Origin of the sequence: Pseudidiomarina aestuarii, from assembly GCF_003987355.1 — a bacterium.
GTDB lineage: Bacteria > Pseudomonadota > Gammaproteobacteria > Enterobacterales > Alteromonadaceae > Pseudidiomarina > Pseudidiomarina aestuarii.
This window is the reverse complement of record NZ_PIPR01000002.1, coordinates 113,965-130,471: the sequence shown is the minus strand read 5'-3', so window position 1 is coordinate 130,471 and position 16,507 is coordinate 113,965. Positions and strand designations below refer to the sequence as shown.

Annotated in this window: 15 protein-coding genes; 3 read left to right on the top strand and 12 right to left on the bottom strand. The window is 49.7% G+C overall.

The window, feature by feature from the left end; all coding sequences use genetic code 11:
* Position 1: 1 nt before the first annotated feature.
* Genes tatC through trmH form a run of 8 tightly spaced genes read right to left on the bottom strand, consistent with a single transcriptional unit; the run spans position 2 to position 7,098 of the window.
* Positions 2 to 733 carry a twin-arginine translocase subunit TatC gene (gene tatC, locus CWE22_RS09465; protein ID WP_169931186.1) on the bottom strand — a complete coding sequence of 244 codons (732 nt, stop codon included), beginning with the start codon at positions 731 to 733 and terminating at the stop codon, positions 2 to 4.
* Positions 726 to 1,040: a Sec-independent protein translocase protein TatB gene (gene tatB / locus CWE22_RS09460; RefSeq protein ID WP_169931185.1), complete on the bottom strand. Its 315-nt coding sequence runs from the start codon at positions 1,038 to 1,040 to the stop codon at positions 726 to 728. Before tatB ends, tatC begins: the two co-directional genes overlap by 8 nt.
* A 3-nt stretch (positions 1,041 to 1,043) precedes the next feature.
* Positions 1,044 to 1,232, bottom strand: a complete 189-nt coding sequence (gene tatA / locus CWE22_RS09455) for a Sec-independent protein translocase subunit TatA (protein ID WP_169931184.1) — start codon at positions 1,230 to 1,232, stop codon at positions 1,044 to 1,046.
* 33 nt (positions 1,233 to 1,265) lie between these two features.
* Entirely contained in the window at positions 1,266 to 2,912 is a 1,647-nt protein-coding gene (ubiB, locus tag CWE22_RS09450) for a ubiquinone biosynthesis regulatory protein kinase UbiB (protein WP_169931183.1), read from the bottom strand.
* A gap of 3 nt (positions 2,913 to 2,915) precedes the next feature.
* Positions 2,916 to 3,521, bottom strand: a complete 606-nt coding sequence (locus CWE22_RS09445) for a ubiquinone biosynthesis accessory factor UbiJ (protein ID WP_169931182.1) — start codon at positions 3,519 to 3,521, stop codon at positions 2,916 to 2,918.
* Entirely contained in the window at positions 3,521 to 4,273 is a 753-nt protein-coding gene (gene ubiE, locus CWE22_RS09440) for a bifunctional demethylmenaquinone methyltransferase/2-methoxy-6-polyprenyl-1,4-benzoquinol methylase UbiE (RefSeq protein ID WP_169931181.1), read from the bottom strand. The genes CWE22_RS09445 and ubiE overlap by 1 nt, the downstream gene beginning before the upstream one ends.
* 54 nt (positions 4,274 to 4,327) lie before the next feature.
* The gene (gene recG, locus CWE22_RS09435) at positions 4,328 to 6,412 is read right to left on the bottom strand and encodes an ATP-dependent DNA helicase RecG (RefSeq protein WP_169931180.1); all 2,085 of its coding nucleotides are present in this window, start codon (positions 6,410 to 6,412) and stop codon (positions 4,328 to 4,330) included.
* The gene (gene trmH / locus CWE22_RS09430; RefSeq protein ID WP_169931179.1) at positions 6,409 to 7,098 is read right to left on the bottom strand and encodes a tRNA (guanosine(18)-2'-O)-methyltransferase TrmH; all 690 of its coding nucleotides are present in this window, start codon (positions 7,096 to 7,098) and stop codon (positions 6,409 to 6,411) included. The genes recG and trmH overlap by 4 nt, the downstream gene beginning before the upstream one ends.
* 52 nt (positions 7,099 to 7,150) lie before the next feature.
* On the opposite strand from trmH, the gene CWE22_RS09425 reads away from it, so the two are divergent.
* The gene (locus CWE22_RS09425) at positions 7,151 to 7,801 is read left to right on the top strand and encodes a TIGR01621 family pseudouridine synthase (RefSeq protein WP_169931178.1); all 651 of its coding nucleotides are present in this window, start codon (positions 7,151 to 7,153) and stop codon (positions 7,799 to 7,801) included.
* Positions 7,802 to 7,875: 74 nt separating this feature from the next.
* Positions 7,876 to 9,162, top strand: a complete 1,287-nt coding sequence (locus CWE22_RS09420; RefSeq protein ID WP_169931177.1) for a M20 family metallopeptidase — start codon at positions 7,876 to 7,878, stop codon at positions 9,160 to 9,162.
* 61 nt (positions 9,163 to 9,223) lie between these two features.
* On the opposite strand, the gene CWE22_RS09415 is transcribed toward CWE22_RS09420, so the two are convergent.
* Positions 9,224 to 10,870: a fatty acid--CoA ligase gene (locus CWE22_RS09415; protein ID WP_169931176.1), complete on the bottom strand. Its 1,647-nt coding sequence runs from the start codon at positions 10,868 to 10,870 to the stop codon at positions 9,224 to 9,226.
* Between the two features lie 90 nt (positions 10,871 to 10,960).
* A complete protein-coding gene (locus tag CWE22_RS09410; protein WP_169931175.1) occupies positions 10,961 to 12,484 on the bottom strand; it encodes a carbon-nitrogen hydrolase family protein in 1,524 nt (507 codons plus the stop codon).
* A gap of 167 nt (positions 12,485 to 12,651) precedes the next feature.
* On the opposite strand from CWE22_RS09410, the gene CWE22_RS09405 reads away from it, so the two are divergent.
* The gene (locus tag CWE22_RS09405; protein WP_169931174.1) at positions 12,652 to 13,986 is read left to right on the top strand and encodes a Na+/H+ antiporter NhaC family protein; all 1,335 of its coding nucleotides are present in this window, start codon (positions 12,652 to 12,654) and stop codon (positions 13,984 to 13,986) included.
* Here CWE22_RS09405 and CWE22_RS09400 read toward each other — a convergent pair.
* Both CWE22_RS09400 and spoT read right to left on the bottom strand, forming a co-directional pair.
* Positions 13,983 to 14,375, bottom strand: a complete 393-nt coding sequence (locus CWE22_RS09400) for a RidA family protein (RefSeq protein ID WP_169931173.1) — start codon at positions 14,373 to 14,375, stop codon at positions 13,983 to 13,985. The genes CWE22_RS09405 and CWE22_RS09400 overlap by 4 nt on opposite strands.
* Before the next feature lie 15 nt (positions 14,376 to 14,390).
* Positions 14,391 to 16,505: a bifunctional GTP diphosphokinase/guanosine-3',5'-bis pyrophosphate 3'-pyrophosphohydrolase gene (gene spoT / locus CWE22_RS09395; RefSeq protein WP_169931172.1), complete on the bottom strand. Its 2,115-nt coding sequence runs from the start codon at positions 16,503 to 16,505 to the stop codon at positions 14,391 to 14,393.
* Between the last annotated feature and the right edge of the window lie 2 nt (positions 16,506 to 16,507).

The following is a 16,507-nucleotide window of genomic DNA, read 5'->3' as shown; positions in this document are numbered from 1 at the left end:
CTTAATCCTGTTCTGCATTTGGTTGTGGACGCTGATATAGACCAGCGATCACGACTCCAAGTTCAAAAAGTAACCACATTGGAATCGCTAAAAGTGTTTGGGAGATTACATCAGGGGGTGTTAAGAACATCCCCACAACAAATGCTCCGACAATGACATAAGGACGCTTTTGACGCAACGCCTGAACACTGGTTACCCCACTCCAACAGAGCAAAATAATGGCAACGGGTGTCTCAAAAGCAATGCCAAACGCTAAGAATATGGCTAACACGAAATCTAAATAACGGGCGATATCGGTAGCCACTTGTACGCCCTCAGGTGCAGCGCCAGCTAAAAAATTCAGTGCTAGTGGAAGCACAATAAAGTAGGCGAAAGCGATACCCGCGTAAAACAACACAGTACTACTGAGCATCAACGGCAAAATTAAACGCTTTTCGCGATGATACAATCCTGGTGCGATAAATGCCCATACTTGCCACAGTAGCAGCGGCGCTGACAGCACAATGGCAGCGACTAAAGCGAGTTTAAACGGTGTAAAAAAGGGCGTTGCGACGTCGGTCGCGATCATCGTAGAACCTTGCGGCAAACTCGCCAACATCGGCGCAGCCACTGCTGAATATAAATCATTAGCGAATGCGGCTAACGCCAGAAAAACGGCAAGGATAATGAGGACTCCGCGCAATAATCGTTTGCGGAGTTCCAACAAATGGTCGAGGAGCGGCGAATTACTCATCGGTATCGGTTTTCTTAGCGTAGGGACGTTGCACTTGCGATGCGGCCTGCTGCAATTCAGCTATCGAGCGCTGTAATTCAGGTGAAAGTTTTTGGAGGTCACCTTGCTCAGCTTGTTTCAGGTGATCATGAAGTTCTTTAATTCTCAATTCATGATTGAGCTCTGCTTGCATGCGAGTGCTATACGAGCGCGCACCGGAGACGGCACGCTGCATAGCTCGCAATGCATGGGGAAGTCGCTCCGGACCCAAGACGATGAGCCCGATGACCGCAATGAGGATCAGCTCCCAGAAGCCGATATCGAACATTGCTTAATTATCCTTTCGGTCTTCCGGAAGTTCTTTCTTTGCGCTTTGGTCCTGCTCATCGTCGCTCGACGATTTCTTGAAACCTTTTACCGCGGAGCCAAGATCACTGCCGATATTACGCAAACGCTTGGTGCCAAAAATCAGCACAATAATGACCAAAACAATCAGTAATTGCCAAATACTAGGTGCCATAACTTGTTCTCAATTCGGTTTATAAGTTGCTGTTTAACGGGAACGTCGCCCGCGCTGCCAACCGAGTATACCACTGAATACGAGCGCAAGTGCACTGCATCCTGTTAGCCAAGGACTCTGATCTGTTGCATAAAATAGACTTGTACTGACAATCAGTGCGGCGGTAATAGCACCGTACCATACCCTCTGGGCAAAGCGCTTTTGATGGGCTTGAAATTCAGCCAATGCTGCACGTTGCCATTGTTGCTGTTCTCGTTGCGTGCGCAGATAGTCATATAACAACGTCGGCATTTCCGGCAGCTTTTCGGCCCAAAATGGCGCGTTCTCTTTAACCGAACGCAACACCGCGCGCCAACCTAGCTGCTCTTTCATCCAGCGTTCGAGGAACGGTTTGGCGGTTTTCCATAAATCCAGTTGCGGGTATAAAGTACGCCCTAAGCCTTCGACGTACAGCAAGGTTTTTTGCAACAACACTAACTGCGGCTGCACTTCCATTTCAAAGCGTCGCGCTGTGTTGAATAAGTTCACCAGAACATGGCCGAATGAGATATCTGCTAGCGGCTTATTAAAGATCGGTTCGCACACCGTGCGTATCGCCGATTCAAACTCTTCAATATTAATATGTGCAGGTACCCAGCCCGAATCAACGTGTAGCTCCGCCACTTTGCGGTAGTCACGATTGAAAAACGCGAGAAAGTTTTCTGCCAAATAACGTTTATCTTCGCGATTCAAGGTACCCACAATACCAAAATCAATACCGAGGTATTTCGGGTCATCTGGATTCTCGCGACTGACAAAAATGTTGCCAGGGTGCATGTCAGCATGAAAGAAGCTGTCACGGAATACTTGCGTAAAGAATACTTCCACCCCACGCTCAGCCAGCAACTGCATATTCACACCGAGAGCATGCAAGGTTTCCACATCACTTACTGGAATACCATCAATGCGCTCCATCACCATGACCGATAAACGCGAGTAATCGCTATATACCGTTGGAATATAGAGCAGGTCAGAATCTTCAAAGTTACGGCGGAGCTGCATTGCATTAGCGGCTTCGCGCAGTAAATCGAGTTCGTCAAGAAGTGTCTTGCGATATTCTTTCACCACTTCACGTGGCTTGAGTCGCCGCCCATCGGGTAAATGTTTGGCTAACACCGACGCCAGTGTATCCATCAGTTTTAAATCGGCATCAATCGCTTTGCGAATATCGGGACGTATGACTTTGATAACAATATCTTGTCCGGCATCGGGCCCATGTTTCAGGGTTGCCGTGTGTACTTGCGCAATCGATGCGGAAGCAAGCGGCGTAACGACGAAGTTATCAAATTCATCGTGGATGGATTGAATATCCAGTGCACGTTCAATCAAGGCTTGTGCTTGCTCGCCTGGGAAAGGTTTTACTTTGTCTTGCAGCTTTGCTAATTCATTCGCGATTTCAGGATCCAGTAAGTCGCGGCGGGTCGACAGCATTTGCCCAAACTTAATCCAAACGGGCCCCAATGATTCCAATGCAAGACGCAAACGCACACCGGCTGACTTGTCACGATGGCGATTCGGCATCCAAAACAACGCGTAACGCAAAAAGCGAACCGACCAGGGCAGCCACTTCGCAGGAATGAGCTGATCTAAGCCATAACTTAAAAAGGTTTTGGTAATGAGATACAACCGTTGAATTCGCATTGCCTAACCCCGTTGAAACTGTTTAAGCGAGCGTTCCAGTCGGTCCAGTTGCGCGCGCAGCTGCTGGACATCCCCACGAAACATCTCAAATTCGGTACGACTCGGTGCTAACTGCTTTTCTTCAATAATAGCGTCGCGTACCCACTGCTTTTGGTCGGCGTGGAACTGTTGCCACCAGCGTTCACTGCGCTGCCAAAATTGCAGGAGCATTTGCGCAGGCACATCGCCAATGCGCTGTGAGAGTACTTCCGGCCAATCCACATCCAATTCTGTCACCGCTTTGCTCAGCGCTTGGGCGAGCATTGGGTCGCCCTCGATATCTAGAGCATCGGCTTTTATCAATCGAGTAATATTGGCGCTATCACGTAACTCTGGGAGCACAGCCAGACGGGTTACGATATGACACTCCACTGGATCCGAATCGACCCAACTTAAATTAAAACCATCGCTTGTTGCGGTGACCGTTAGTGGTGCACCAAATTCTTTCAACGTTACCCGCAGGCGTTTGCCCACCAATGGCGCAAGCCGGCTTGGCGTAGCATGATCCAATTGTAGAATGTGATTGAGCAGAGCTTCGGCAGCACTAGTGGGTAACACGGTCCACAACATTAGAATTTGAATCCTCGGTGCAAGGCAACAATCCCGCCCGTTAAGTTGGTATAGGTGACGTTCTCATAGCCCGCGACTTCCATCATTCCTTTCAATGTTTCTTGATCAGGATGCATGCGAATGGACTCCGCTAAATACTGATAGCTTTCGGCGTCGCCAGCGATCACTTGACCCATTTTGGGAAGGATATTGAATGAATAGAAATCATACATCTGTGACAGCATCGGTGGCTCTGGCTTGGAAAACTCCAGCACCAACAAGCGGCCACCCGGCTTCAACACGCGATGCATGGACTCCAGCGCTTTTTGTTTGTCGGTAACATTCCGCAGACCGAAGGCAATGGTAATAATATCGAAAGTATCATCGTCAAACGGGAGTTCTTCAGCGTTGGCTTGCTGATAGGTGACATTACTGACAATACCCAAATTACGCAGCTTGTCTTTGCCGACTTCGAGCATGGCTTCATTAATATCGGCTAGCACCACTTCGCCCGTAGGGCCCACGCGACGAGAAAATTGCGCGGTTAAGTCTCCGGTACCGCCCGCCAAATCGAGCACTTTCATGCCGCTTCGAACACCGCTGCAGTCAATAGTGTAGCGCTTCCACAACCGATGAATGCCAAATGACATGACATCATTCATCACGTCATATTTTTTCGCCACCGAGTTAAATACATTAGCGACTAAACCTTGTTTGGCCTCTTTGTCGACCTGCTGGTAACCGAAATCGATGGTGTCTTTGGACTTGCTCATACGGGTGCCTTCATCATTACTGCGTCGAGAATTACCTGCTAGTGTACTGCATTTTTACGCTTGGGCGTAGTGATCACGCCGCGGGAGCCAGCGCTGAATCAATGCGTCTGCTGTCTGCGGATAGTCTCGCCAAATTTGTTGCGCGAGAGCCTGTACATCGTTCAACAAATGGCTGTGTTTCAACAAATCAGCCACTTTCATCTCAGTTAAACCGGTTTGTTTCTGACCAAGCAACTCGCCCGGACCACGCAACTCGAGATCCCGTTGTGCAATCACAAAGCCATCATTGCTATCGCGCAACACACTGAGACGCTGGGTGGCAGTCTTCGACAATGGTGCGTGATACAGCAATACGCAATGGCTAGCGACTGCACCGCGTCCGACTCGTCCGCGCAACTGGTGAAGCTGCGCCAGCCCCAGACGCTCTGGATTTTCGATAATCATCAAACTCGCATTGGGAACATCAACACCCACTTCAATGACTGTTGTGGCTACAAGCAAGTCGAGTTCATGCCCTTTGAAGGCTGTCATCACAGCTTCTTTTTCACTGCTTTTCAGCCGACCATGCACCAGCCCAATCCGCAAATCTGGCAGTGCTTCCGCCAGTTGTGAAGCTGTGTCCTCTGCCGCCTGACACTGCAGAGCTTCGGACTCTTCAATGAGTGTACAAACCCAATAAGCTTGGCGACCCTCTTCTTTACACACTTGATGCACCCGTTGGATCACTTGGTCACGACGCGTATCCGGTATTGCCACTGTGGTAACTGGGGTTCGCCCTGGCGGTAATTCATCAATAACTGAAGTCGACAAGTCGGCATAGGCGGTCATTGCCAGCGTACGGGGGATAGGTGTTGCGGTCATAATCAATTGGTGTGGTTGATAGCCTTGGTCAACCCCCTTTTGACGCAGTTCCAGCCGCTGATGTACACCGAAACGATGTTGCTCATCAATTATCACCAGTGCTAAATTGTGATAGGTCACTTCGGCTTGAAACAATGCATGCGTACCTACCACAAACTGCACCTGTCCGGAGCCGATAGCCGCTAAGTTCTCCTGCCGTTCTTTCGCCTTTTGCTTTCCGGCTAACCAACCAACGCCAATACCAAGCGGCTCTAGCCATTGACGAAAAGTCAGCGCATGTTGTTCGGCGAGTATTTCGGTGGGCGCCATGAGTGCTACTTGGTAACCCTGTCCAATTACTGTCAGTGCGCTGAGTGCAGCAACGAGAGTCTTGCCCGAACCGACATCGCCTTGCACCAAGCGCATCATCGGAATATCCGCGGCTAAATCCTGCTGAATTTCCTGAACAACGCGCCGCTGCGCGGCTGTGGGCTCGAACGGGAGCTGACTCAAAAAACGCTGTTGTAATGCCACATTGGGGATCAGACTGCGGGCTTGATGGGATTGCTTCAGAGCTCTCAACTTGAGCAGACTCAGTTGGTGAGCGAGCAATTCTTCGGTTGCTAGGCGCGTCTGTGCGGGGTGTGTGCCTGCTTGCAATTGTTCGAGGCTAGCGTCCAACGGAGGGCGATGTAGCGTCCGAATCGCCGTCTCCAGTGACATTCCTTCCGGTTGCAAAGCTGACGGCAATAATTCCTCTAATGCTGTGGGATTCAGGTAACTCAACGCTTGCTCACTGAGTTTGCGTAAGGTGGCCTGTTGCACGCCCTCGGTCATTGGGTAGACAGGCGTCAACGTCTCTTCAGCAAATTCCGGTGGCACCGCGTTAGCAGCGAGCACTTTATATTCTGGGTGGATCATGTCCAGCCCATTGATTCCCCGACGCGCTTCGCCAAATAGTTGCAAGCGAGTACCTTGCTCAAACTGTTTCAGTTGCGCTGCACTGAATTGAAAAAACACCAGATTCAGCACCGCGCTAGCATCTTTGACTCGAACGCGCAGCATGCGCCGCTTGCCATACAGCACTTCTGCTTTGATTACCTCCGCAATGACGGTCGCTGCGGTTCCAGTCTGTAGTGCTGCAATAGGATAAATGCGGGAGCGATCTTCATACCTTAACGGTAAATGCAGCAGCACATCTTGCACCGATTCCAACCCAAGTTTAGCTAAGCGCTCTTGCAGCTTGGGACCGACCCCTTTAAGGGTGTTGATTGGAATACGGTGCAATGCGCCGTTCATGCGGGCTGCCCCGTTCTCATGACCTGCCACCAAGCTTCGTCGGCAACTATTTGGCCGTCCTCGGCAATGGCTGGATAAGGAATGTTGCGTTGCTTGCAAATGCGTGCGAAAAGCGGGTGCCCCCCTTCAAAAAGCACGCGTTGGCGTTCCGATTCGGCGAGCCGTGGTTGCTCATAAAGCCCCGCATTCACGCGCTGTCGTTGCGCTTCATAGAGCACAATGGAAGCTGCCACAGAAACATTCAGGGACTCCGCCATACCTACCATTGGGATCACAATTTCTTGGTCGGCCAATGCCAGCGCTTCTGCCGTCACGCCGAATCGTTCTTGGCCCATGATAATGGCGGTTGGCTGCGTGTAGTCAATAGCACGGAAATCCACCGCATTTTCCGATAGATTCGTTACTAGAACCTGCATTTTCTGTGCTTTTAAAACCTCTATTGCGGTGGCAAGCTCAGTGTAATGATTCACCTTGACCCATTTTTGACTACCCACAGCAGTCCCGCGAGATAATTTGCCTCGCTTGTCGTACCATACCGCATGAATTTCATGAATGCCGACTGCGTCGGCAGTGCGGATCACAGCCGATAAATTGTGGTTTTTATGCACACTTTCCAGACACAGTGTAAGATCGGGCTGGCGAGCATCCAGTAATTGATTCATTCGCGCAAGGCGCTCAGGTGACATAGGGTGCAGGTTCCTTTCTGTCATGATCTATTTATCAGGGAAGTATAACGATATGCGTGAGTTATCCCTAGTCTTTCACCATCCTGACTTTTATATCCTGAATAAGCCAGCCGGTGCACCCATGCATGCCAATGATCTCGAAGCTGGCATTGTTACTCAACTCGCCGAGCAATTAAACGAGACGTTATTTCCTGTACATCGACTGGACACCCCGACCTCTGGCGCATTACTTATTGCCCGCTCTAGCACCTCTGCAGCAGCCCTCTCAGAGCTATTTGCTCGCAGGGCTATCCGCAAAAATTACCTAGCCATCGCGGCGGGGAAACCAAATAAAAAGCAGGGTTTGATTAAAGGTGACATGGTCAATGCACGACGCGGTAACTGGCGTTTATTGCACACGCAAGAGAATCCAGCAGTGACGCGCTTTTTCAGCTATTCCCTCAAACCGGGTTATCGGTATTATGTGCTGCATCCTGAAACTGGGAAAACGCATCAACTTCGAGTTGCTCTGAAAAGTATTGGCGCGCCTATTTGTGGTGATACGCGCTATGGCGGTGAAACGGCGGACTACCTCCACTTGCACGCCTGGCAACTCCAATTCGACTACGCCGGAGAATCGTTTTGTATTACCGCCCCGCTGCCCAATTATGGTTTATTCAACGAGCTTCCTGAACTGGACCCAACCAGCACGACTGACGAATAGTTGCCGATTTCTGCGCCCCTTGCCATACTGACCTCTTGCGTTATCACCCTAACTCCATCACAACGAGGTGTTTCATGTTTCGATTGTCACTGGTTACTGCGAGCCTCATCGCGGGTCTTTCACTTCCGGTTCAGGCGCAAGAGCCTGTCACCATTTCCGCTGAACTCGAACAGAAAGTAATCGAATGGCGCCGCGATTTTCATGAGCATCCAGAACTCAGTAATCGTGAGTTTCGCACCTCTGAAAAGGTCGCTGAACATCTCGAAAGTTTGGGCTTAGAGGTTCAAACCGGAATCGCACATACCGGTGTTGTGGCCATTTTGAAGGGCGGTAAACCGGGACCACTTGTCGCTTTGCGTGCCGATATGGATGCGCTACCCGTCGTTGAAAAAACAGATGTGCCGTTCAAATCAACCGCAGTATCAGAATACCGTGGTCAAGAAGTTGGTGTCATGCATGCGTGTGGACACGATCTCCACATCGCGATGTTGATGGGAGCTGCCGAGCAATTGGTGGCGATGCAGGATGAGCTAGCTGGCTCTGTCATGTTCATTTTCCAACCTGCTGAAGAAGGTGCACCAGTGGGTGAGGAAGGCGGTGCTGAGCTGATGCTGGAAGAAGGATTATTTGCCGATGCCAAACCGGAAGCTGTATTTGGTATTCATGTCTGGTCAGCAGGAAATACTGGCACCATTGGCTATCGCGAAGGACCTTTAATGGCATCATCGGACCGCTTTGAAATCAACGTCAAAGGTCGCCAAACGCACGGTTCCCGCCCATGGGGTGGTGTCGATCCGATTGTCGCTGCAGGCCAAATCATTACTAATACACAGAGTATTGTCAGCCGCCAAATTGATATTACGAAAGCGCCAGCGGTATTGAGCTTCGGCATTGTCGAAGGCGGCGTACGCAACAACATCATTCCTGATGAAGTTTATCTGGAGGGAACGATCCGTAACTTTGATATGGACAACCGCCAGCAAATCTTCGCCGATTTAAAGCGCACTGCGGAACACACAGCGGCTGCCAGCGGTGCAGAAGCGCACGTGCATATTGATGAAGGCTACCCAGTAACTGTGAATAATCCAGAGTTAACGCGGATGATGTTGCCGACTATTGAGAAAGTGGCAGGTGCGGAAAATGTGAAAGTGAATCCATTGGTGACTGGTGCCGAAGACTTTAGCTTCTATGCACTCGAAACACCGGGACTGTTTGTGTTCCTCGGTATTACGCCAGAGGGACAAGATCCTGCCGAAGCGCCAAGCAACCACTCACCTTACTTCTTCGCTGATGAAGCGGCGCTGAAGACCGGTACAGAACTCTACATCAACTGGGTGGTCGATTACGCCGCTCAACAGTAACTCGCTCTAGACAGCAAAAGGCCGCCCAACTGATTCAGGCGGCCTTTTTTGTACTTCCGATTTACTTCTGCAGTTGTTGGCGAATGACCTTTTTGTCAATTTTGCCGACACTGGTGCGCGGTAAGTCATCGACCACACTGACGGTGTCAGGGATGGCCCATTTTTCAATCACGCCTTCATCAATAAACGGCTGCAAATGCTTCGCTACTGCGGCTTGATCAAGTTGTGCGCCACCTTTGACGGTAAGCATGGCATGAGGTCGCTCGCCCCACTCGTCATCCGGCAAGCCAACCACAGCGGCAAGCTCAATATCTGGATGTTGTGAGATCAGATTTTCGATATCGAGTGACGACACCCATTCACCGCCAGTTTTAATCACGTCTTTGATGCGGTCTTTGATTTGCAGCGTGTAACCACTATCGATCGAGCCTACATCGCCGGTATGTAGCCAGCCGTTTTCCCAAAGTTCTGCGCCTTTTTCTGGCTCATTTAAATAGCCTTGGGTTAACCAAGGTGTACGGACAACCACTTCGCCCATATCCTCGCCATTATGGGGCAGGAAGCGACCTTTACTGTCAATAATTCGCATATCGACAAAAGGTACTGGCTTACCAGCTTTCGTGCGGATGCGAACTTGTTCTTCGAGCGACAAATCAGTGGAATTCAAAGGCAGCCAAGTGGTACTCAACAATGGACAGGTTTCCGACATACCGTAACCGGTATAGACTTGGATGCCCCGCTCAAGCGCTGCTTTCGCTAAGCCCTCAGTAAGAGCGCTACCGCCCAACAACACCTGCCAACCACTGAAGTCGATGGCTTTGGCTTTCTCACTACTCAATACCATTTGTAAGATGGTTGGTACGCAATGTGAGAACGTGACTTTTTCAGTCACAAATAACTTCAGTAATTGTGGTGGGTCATAACGTCCAGGATACACCTGTTTCAAGCCCATCATGGTCGCAACATAAGGTACACCCCACGCATGCACGTGGAACATTGGGGTAATTGGCATGTACACACTCGACGCTTGTAATAGCTGCATCGAATCGTTCATCGAAGTGGTTGCCGCCAGTGCCATGGTATGCAGCACTAACTGCCGATGTGAGAAAAATACGCCTTTTGGATTACCGGTCGTTCCGGTGGTATAAAACGTGGTCGCAATGGCATTTTCATCAAAATCTGGGAAATCGAATTCAGGTAGTGCTTTGCTAAGAAGTGTCTCGTACTCACCAAGAACCTCGAACGGAGCCTCGGGAGCTTCAGCCGCGTCGGTACAATGGATGTAGCCTTTGACTGTTTTCAGCTCACTCTTCACTTTGTCAATCAACGGAAGAAAATCATCATGTACCAGCACCAGATCATCCACAGCATGATTCATGGTATAAACAATTTGCTCCGGTGCTAAACGCACGTTGACGGTATGCAAAATCGCACCAATCATCGGTACCGCGAAGAAGCATTCCAGATACCGCGGATTATCCCAATCTAAAACTGCAACGGTATCGCCTTGCTTGACGCCAGCTTCAGTTAACACATTCGCCAAACGTTGGACGCGCTCATAAAACTCGGCATAACTGTAACGCTTACCATTATTACCACCAACAATCTCGTTGGAACCGGCATAACGCTGGCTGGATAACAGGAGCTGCTTGATCAGCAATGGATACTGGTGGGCATCCGCTGTTGGTTTAATTGTTTTTACCGGCATGCTTCATCCTCATTGTTGTTGTCAGTTACTTGCTACTAGCTACTGGCTATTAGCGCGGATTGCTAATATCGAGTAACTAGTCGCGAGTAACTAATATTTTCGGGTGACCTCGTAGAGGTCGGTGCGGCGATCTTTGAGATTCGTTACCGAGCCTTCATGATGTAAATAACGCAATTCATCTAAGTTCAGATCGGAGAAGATCAGTTGCTCCGTATTTGGTGTGGTCTCAGCCATAGTCGCGTCATAAGGAAACGCAAAGTCTGACGGCGAGAAGACAGCCGACTGTGCATACTGCACATCTAAACTCTCCACTTGCGGCAGGTTACCGACACTGCCGCAAATAACTACGTAACATTCATTCTCGACGGCTCGCGCTTGTGCACAATGGCGAACGCGCAAGTATGCATTGCGCGTGTCGGTCCAAAATGGCACGAACAAAATTTCTAAGCCCTCATTGGCCATCAGGCGACCCAGCTCCGGGAACTCCACATCGTAGCAAATCAGCATGCCTACCTTACCGGCATCGGTGTCGAACACCCGTACCTCATTACCGCCCTCAATAACCCAATCGCGCTTTTCGTGGGGCGTGACATGAATCTTCCGTTGCTCTTCAACGGTACCATCTCGACGACACAAATAGGTCACATTGAAAATAGTATCGTCCTCATCCAACGGCATTGAACCGGTAATGATGTTGACGTTGTAACTCACCGCCATGTTCGACATTTCCCGTTTGAAACGCTCGGTGTAGCCTGCCAAAAATCGTATCGCATCCTTTTGCTGACTCTGGTCCGTTAAACCCATAAGCGGAGCGTTAAAAAATTCAGGGAAAATGGCAAAATCGCTTTGATAACTGGAAATAGCGTCCACAAAGTACTCAACCTGACGGAGCATTTCTTCAACCGAGTCCACCTCACGCATTTGCCATTGCACCGCCCCCACGCGCACGTTACGGATACGACTGCCGAGAATATTGTCCGATGGTTCGTAGAGAAAATTATCCCACTCCAGCAGCGTGGCAAAGCCAGCCGAACGCTTGTCCTCGGGTAAATACTTACCAAGGAGTCGTTTTACTGTGAAATCGTTTGCAAGTTGGAACGTTAAAATGGGGTCATAGATTTCACGACGGTGAACCTGCTCAATGTATTGCCCAGGCGTAAGCTCCTCAGCGTATTTATGGAAATTGACGATTCGTCCGCCCGCCAAAATTGCTTTCAGGTTCAGCTGTCGACACAGTTCTTTACGAGCGTCATACAAACGTCGGCCTAACCGATAACCGCGATAATCCGGATCGATCAACACATCCAAACCATAAAGCGCATCACCTTTGCGGTCATTCAGGATGTTCTCGCGAGCGTCCATCAAATCTTCATAGGTATGTGGATTCGAGAAGCGTGCGTACTTTACCTTCATGGTCAGCGCGACACCGACAATCTTGCCGCCATCTTCGAGACAAATCTGACCTTCTGGGAATTCTTTGATGAGCTTTAAAATGGTGTGTTCGCCCCAAGCACCACCAATATCTGGATACACTCGATCCATCAAGCATTTTAGTTGTTCATAATCATCACGGCGCAAATTGCGCAACTGCAAGTGGAGATCATCAGGGCTCATAGTTTTCCTTAATTCGATTTCATCAGTCATCTGTGCGATAAAGTATGACGTACTTGTATGGAAAGGCAACCGCGCTGCAATAGGTGAATCTCGCTTGCATCGCCAAAATAAGACATATAAACTTCTGGACGTCTAAATAATAATAAGCTCATCAAACAGGATCTTTTATGACACAGCCCGTTCGCGCTAGTGCCAAGGCTCTTTTGCCGCTTGGTCTCTTTCTTACCTTATTCCTCGGTACCGGAATCTATTTTCAACTCAGTGGCGTCGACTACGCGTTCTATCAATTAGCGAGTCCAGTTGCGATTCTGCCCGCCATCATTCTCGGTGTGTTATTAAGCAAAGAGGCTTTTGAAGAGCGCATCAATACTTTTGTGGCTGGTGTCGGTGAGCGCAACATTGTCACGATGTGCCTGATTTATTTATTAGCAGGTGCATTCTCAACGGTCGCAGCAGCAACCGGTGGTGTAGATGCCATGGTTGCCTTGGGATTAAATGTCATCCCAGCAAGCTTTTTATTGCCTGGACTGTTCATTATTGCCGCGGTGGTTTCCACTGCAATGGGCACATCCATGGGCACCTTAGCCGCATTAGCCCCAGTTGCACTTGGGTTAGCGCAAGCCGCCAATATCGACCTGGCACTCATGGCGGGGGTGTTAGTGAGCGGCGCAATGTTCGGTGACAACTTGTCTATCATTTCCGACACCACCATTGCGGCGACTAGGACGCAAGGCTGTGAGATGCGCGACAAGTTCAAAGCTAACCTCAAATTTGCGATACCCGCCGCGGTGCTTACTATCATCTGGCTGAGTACTTATGATACTGGCAGTGTGCCACCACAAGCTCCTGACGCAAACTACTGGCTCAGCCTGCCCTATTTCCTCATCATTGCTCTGGCAGTCATGGGATTGAATGTGTTTGCAGTACTAACCATCGGCGTCATTCTAGCAGGTGCTTTTGGTATGGTTGCGGTGGGTTACGAGTGGGTTGCCTTTAGTAAAGATATTTATGAAGGCTTTACCAGCATGCAGGAAATCTTTTTGCTCTCATTATTGATCGGTGGCCTCTCTGCGTTGATTCGCCAACAAGGTGGGCTGGCATTCCTAGCTGGTGCTGTAGCCAAAGTCACCAGCTCGCTGTTTAAGCATAAGCAACAACGCGCTGCATTTGGTATCGCTGGGTTAACTGGGCTGACTGATTTTGCGGTCGCAAATAATACAGTGACCATATTATTGTCAGGTGAGGTCAGCAAGAAGCTCGCTGAAGAAGGCGATTTAGCACCACGTCAAAGTGCTAGCTTGCTCGATATTTTTGCTTGTGTGGTACAAGGCACATTGCCTTATGGTGCGCAGGCATTACTGATGGGTGCCAGCTTTGGGCTATCACCTTTACAAGTAAGCTTGCACACCGGTTACTGCTTTATCCTCGGCGGCGTAACTGTCGCCATGATTATCTGGCGCAAGCCACTGGAAGGCCGTACGCCAGTCGCGACCAACGCCTAGTTGGTACTCGGAAGCTCCATGACGCCATCGATTTCAATTTGGGCGCCCTTAGGCAACCCTTTGACTTCGATGGCCGCTCGAGCGGGATAAGGCACTTCGAAAAACTCAGCCATCACTTCATTAACGACCGCAAATTGGCCGAGGTCAGTCAGATAGATTTGCACTTTAATCATATCTTGAAGCTCACCACCCGCAGCCTCACAGACCGCCTTCAAGTTTTTGAACACCTGCGTGGCCTGCGCACGAAAATCGTCACTGATAAATTGCATCGTTTCTGGAACCAGCGGAATTTGTCCTGACAAATACACGGTAGTACCAATTTTGACGGCTTGCGAATAAGTGCCAATTGCGGCTGGCGCATTTTCCGTGTTGATAATAACTTTAGACATGATGAGTTCCTCAGCTTACTTGCGCAGACGGGACACGCGCTGAACATCCGGCATTTTCCGAATATAGCGGATCACATCTGCGAGTTGCTTCCGATCGTGGACCGTCAAAGCAACATCGATATAGTAAATATTGGCATCGACTTCTTCAGTTTTCAGACCATGAATATTACAGCCTGTTGCTGAAATAGCAGACGTCAGTTTAGCGAGCGCGCCTTGGTGATTGACAATTTCCACACGCACCTCGGTAATAAATTCGGCTTCCGGTTTGTTATCCCATTGTACTGGGAAGTAACGGCCAGGCTCATCTTCATGCCCACGCACGTTCTTACACTCACGCCGGTGAATCACTAACCCTTTACCTGGGCTCACGTGCGCAATAATGTCGTCGCCCGGGATCGGTCGACAGCATTTAGCGAAACTCACCAGTAAGCCTTCGGCGCCTTTAATCGCAAGCGTTTTATGATTGGTGGTGGTCGCTGTATCGTCCTTCAATTGGGACAACTGACCCATCAAGCGCTTCGCGATTGCAATCGACATCATATTGCCGAGACCAATTTCTCTCAGCAGTGCCTCGCGTGATTCCACTTTGGTTTCTTTCAGTACGCGCTTGAATTCCTTCTCTGGAATTTCGTCGAAGTTTGTTGAACCTAAGGCGGCACGCAATAAGCGTTCACCTAAATGCTCGGCTTCGAGTGTTTCTTGACCTTTCAAATACTGTCGAATTTTAGCTCGCGCCTTGCCAGTAACCGCAAAGTTCAGCCACGCAATGTTGGGGCGCGATCCGGGGGCCGTTTTAATCTCTACCGTTTGCCCAGTTTCCAATGGCTTACTCAGCGAGAAAACGCGGTTATTGACGCGAGCACCAATACAGGTATTACCGATATCCGTGTGCACAGCATAAGCAAAATCAACAGGGGTAGCGCCTTGTGGTAGCTCAATGATGCGCCCTTCCGGCGTAAACACATAAATTTCTTCTGGGAATAATTCAGACTTCACGTTTTCGATAAACTCGAACGCGTTCCCGGTGCTTTGCTGCAGTTCCAGAAGACTCTGCATCCAACGCCGTGCTCGCACTTGCGCTGTGGTGCCTGAACTTTCTTCAGTTTTGTAAAGCCAATGCGCGGCAACACCACGATCAGCCATCAAATTCATCTCTTCCGTGCGAATTTGTACTTCAACCGGAATACCGTGGGGCCCTTTCAAACTGGTATGCAACGACTGGTAACCATTCGACTTGGGAATGGCGATGTAATCTTTGAAACGAGTTTCAATAGGTTTGTATAAATTATGCAGCGCGCCGAGAACCCGGTAACAGGTATCGACCTCGTCAACGATCACTCGGAAGGCATAGATATCCATGACCTCTTCGAACTGTAACTCTTTGTGCAGCATCTTTTTGTAGATGCTGTAGAGGTGCTTTTCCCGACCAATGACTCGTGCTTGAATCGACACTTCTTGCAGGCGTTTTTCAATTTCCTGCTGAACGCGCTCTACTAACTCTCGCCGGTTGCCTCGAGCCTTTTTGACCTGCGATTCCAACAGCCGTGCTCGCCAAGGATACAAGGCGTAGAACCCAAGCAGCTCCAATTCATTTTTAATGTCGTGAATACCCAAGCGATGGGCTAGCGGCGCATAGATTTCTAACGTTTCACGAGCAATGCGGCGCCGTTTATCTGGGCGCAAATTACCAATCGTCCGCATGTTGTGCGTGCGATCTGCGAGCTTGATCAGGATGACCCGAATGTCGTGTACCATCGCCATAATCATTTTGCGATAGTTCTCGGTTTGCAGCTCCTCTTTGGAATGGAATTGCAATTTATCGAGTTTCGACACGCCTTCAACCAACTCGGCGACAGTCGCGCCGAATTGTTCAGCTAAATCTTCTTGGGTAAATTCGGTATCTTCAATCACGTCATGCAGCAATGCCGACATGATGGTTTCGTGATCCAGCCGCATGTCGGCCAATAAGCCGGCCACGGCAACAGGATGGGTGATGTAGGGTTCGCCAGATTGGCGTTTTTGCTTGCTGTGAGCCACTGCGGCCAATTTGAAGGCCGCAGCAATTTGCTCTACCTGATGAGGTGGAAGGTAGTCCGTAAGTTGCTGTCGGAGGCCTTCAAACAAATACACCC

What these genes read in the sequence shown, in the direction of transcription:
- tatC (WP_169931186.1), bottom strand. Translation starts at nt 733, where the DNA reads ATGAGTAATTCGCCGCTCCTCGACCATTTGTTGGAACTCCGCAAACGA.
- tatB (WP_169931185.1), bottom strand. Translation starts at nt 1,040, where the DNA reads ATGTTCGATATCGGCTTCTGGGAGCTGATCCTCATTGCGGTCATCGGG.
- tatA (WP_169931184.1), bottom strand. Translation starts at nt 1,232, where the DNA reads ATGGCACCTAGTATTTGGCAATTACTGATTGTTTTGGTCATTATTGTG.
- ubiB (WP_169931183.1), bottom strand. Translation starts at nt 2,912, where the DNA reads ATGCGAATTCAACGGTTGTATCTCATTACCAAAACCTTTTTAAGTTAT.
- CWE22_RS09445 (WP_169931182.1), bottom strand. Translation starts at nt 3,521, where the DNA reads ATGTTGTGGACCGTGTTACCCACTAGTGCTGCCGAAGCTCTGCTCAAT.
- ubiE (WP_169931181.1), bottom strand. Translation starts at nt 4,273, where the DNA reads ATGAGCAAGTCCAAAGACACCATCGATTTCGGTTACCAGCAGGTCGAC.
- recG (WP_169931180.1), bottom strand. Translation starts at nt 6,412, where the DNA reads ATGAACGGCGCATTGCACCGTATTCCAATCAACACCCTTAAAGGGGTC.
- trmH (WP_169931179.1), bottom strand. Translation starts at nt 7,098, where the DNA reads ATGTCACCTGAGCGCCTTGCGCGAATGAATCAATTACTGGATGCTCGC.
- CWE22_RS09425 (WP_169931178.1), top strand. Translation starts at nt 7,151, where the DNA reads ATGCGTGAGTTATCCCTAGTCTTTCACCATCCTGACTTTTATATCCTG.
- CWE22_RS09420 (WP_169931177.1), top strand. Translation starts at nt 7,876, where the DNA reads ATGTTTCGATTGTCACTGGTTACTGCGAGCCTCATCGCGGGTCTTTCA.
- CWE22_RS09415 (WP_169931176.1), bottom strand. Translation starts at nt 10,870, where the DNA reads ATGCCGGTAAAAACAATTAAACCAACAGCGGATGCCCACCAGTATCCA.
- CWE22_RS09410 (WP_169931175.1), bottom strand. Translation starts at nt 12,484, where the DNA reads ATGAGCCCTGATGATCTCCACTTGCAGTTGCGCAATTTGCGCCGTGAT.
- CWE22_RS09405 (WP_169931174.1), top strand. Translation starts at nt 12,652, where the DNA reads ATGACACAGCCCGTTCGCGCTAGTGCCAAGGCTCTTTTGCCGCTTGGT.
- CWE22_RS09400 (WP_169931173.1), bottom strand. Translation starts at nt 14,375, where the DNA reads ATGTCTAAAGTTATTATCAACACGGAAAATGCGCCAGCCGCAATTGGC.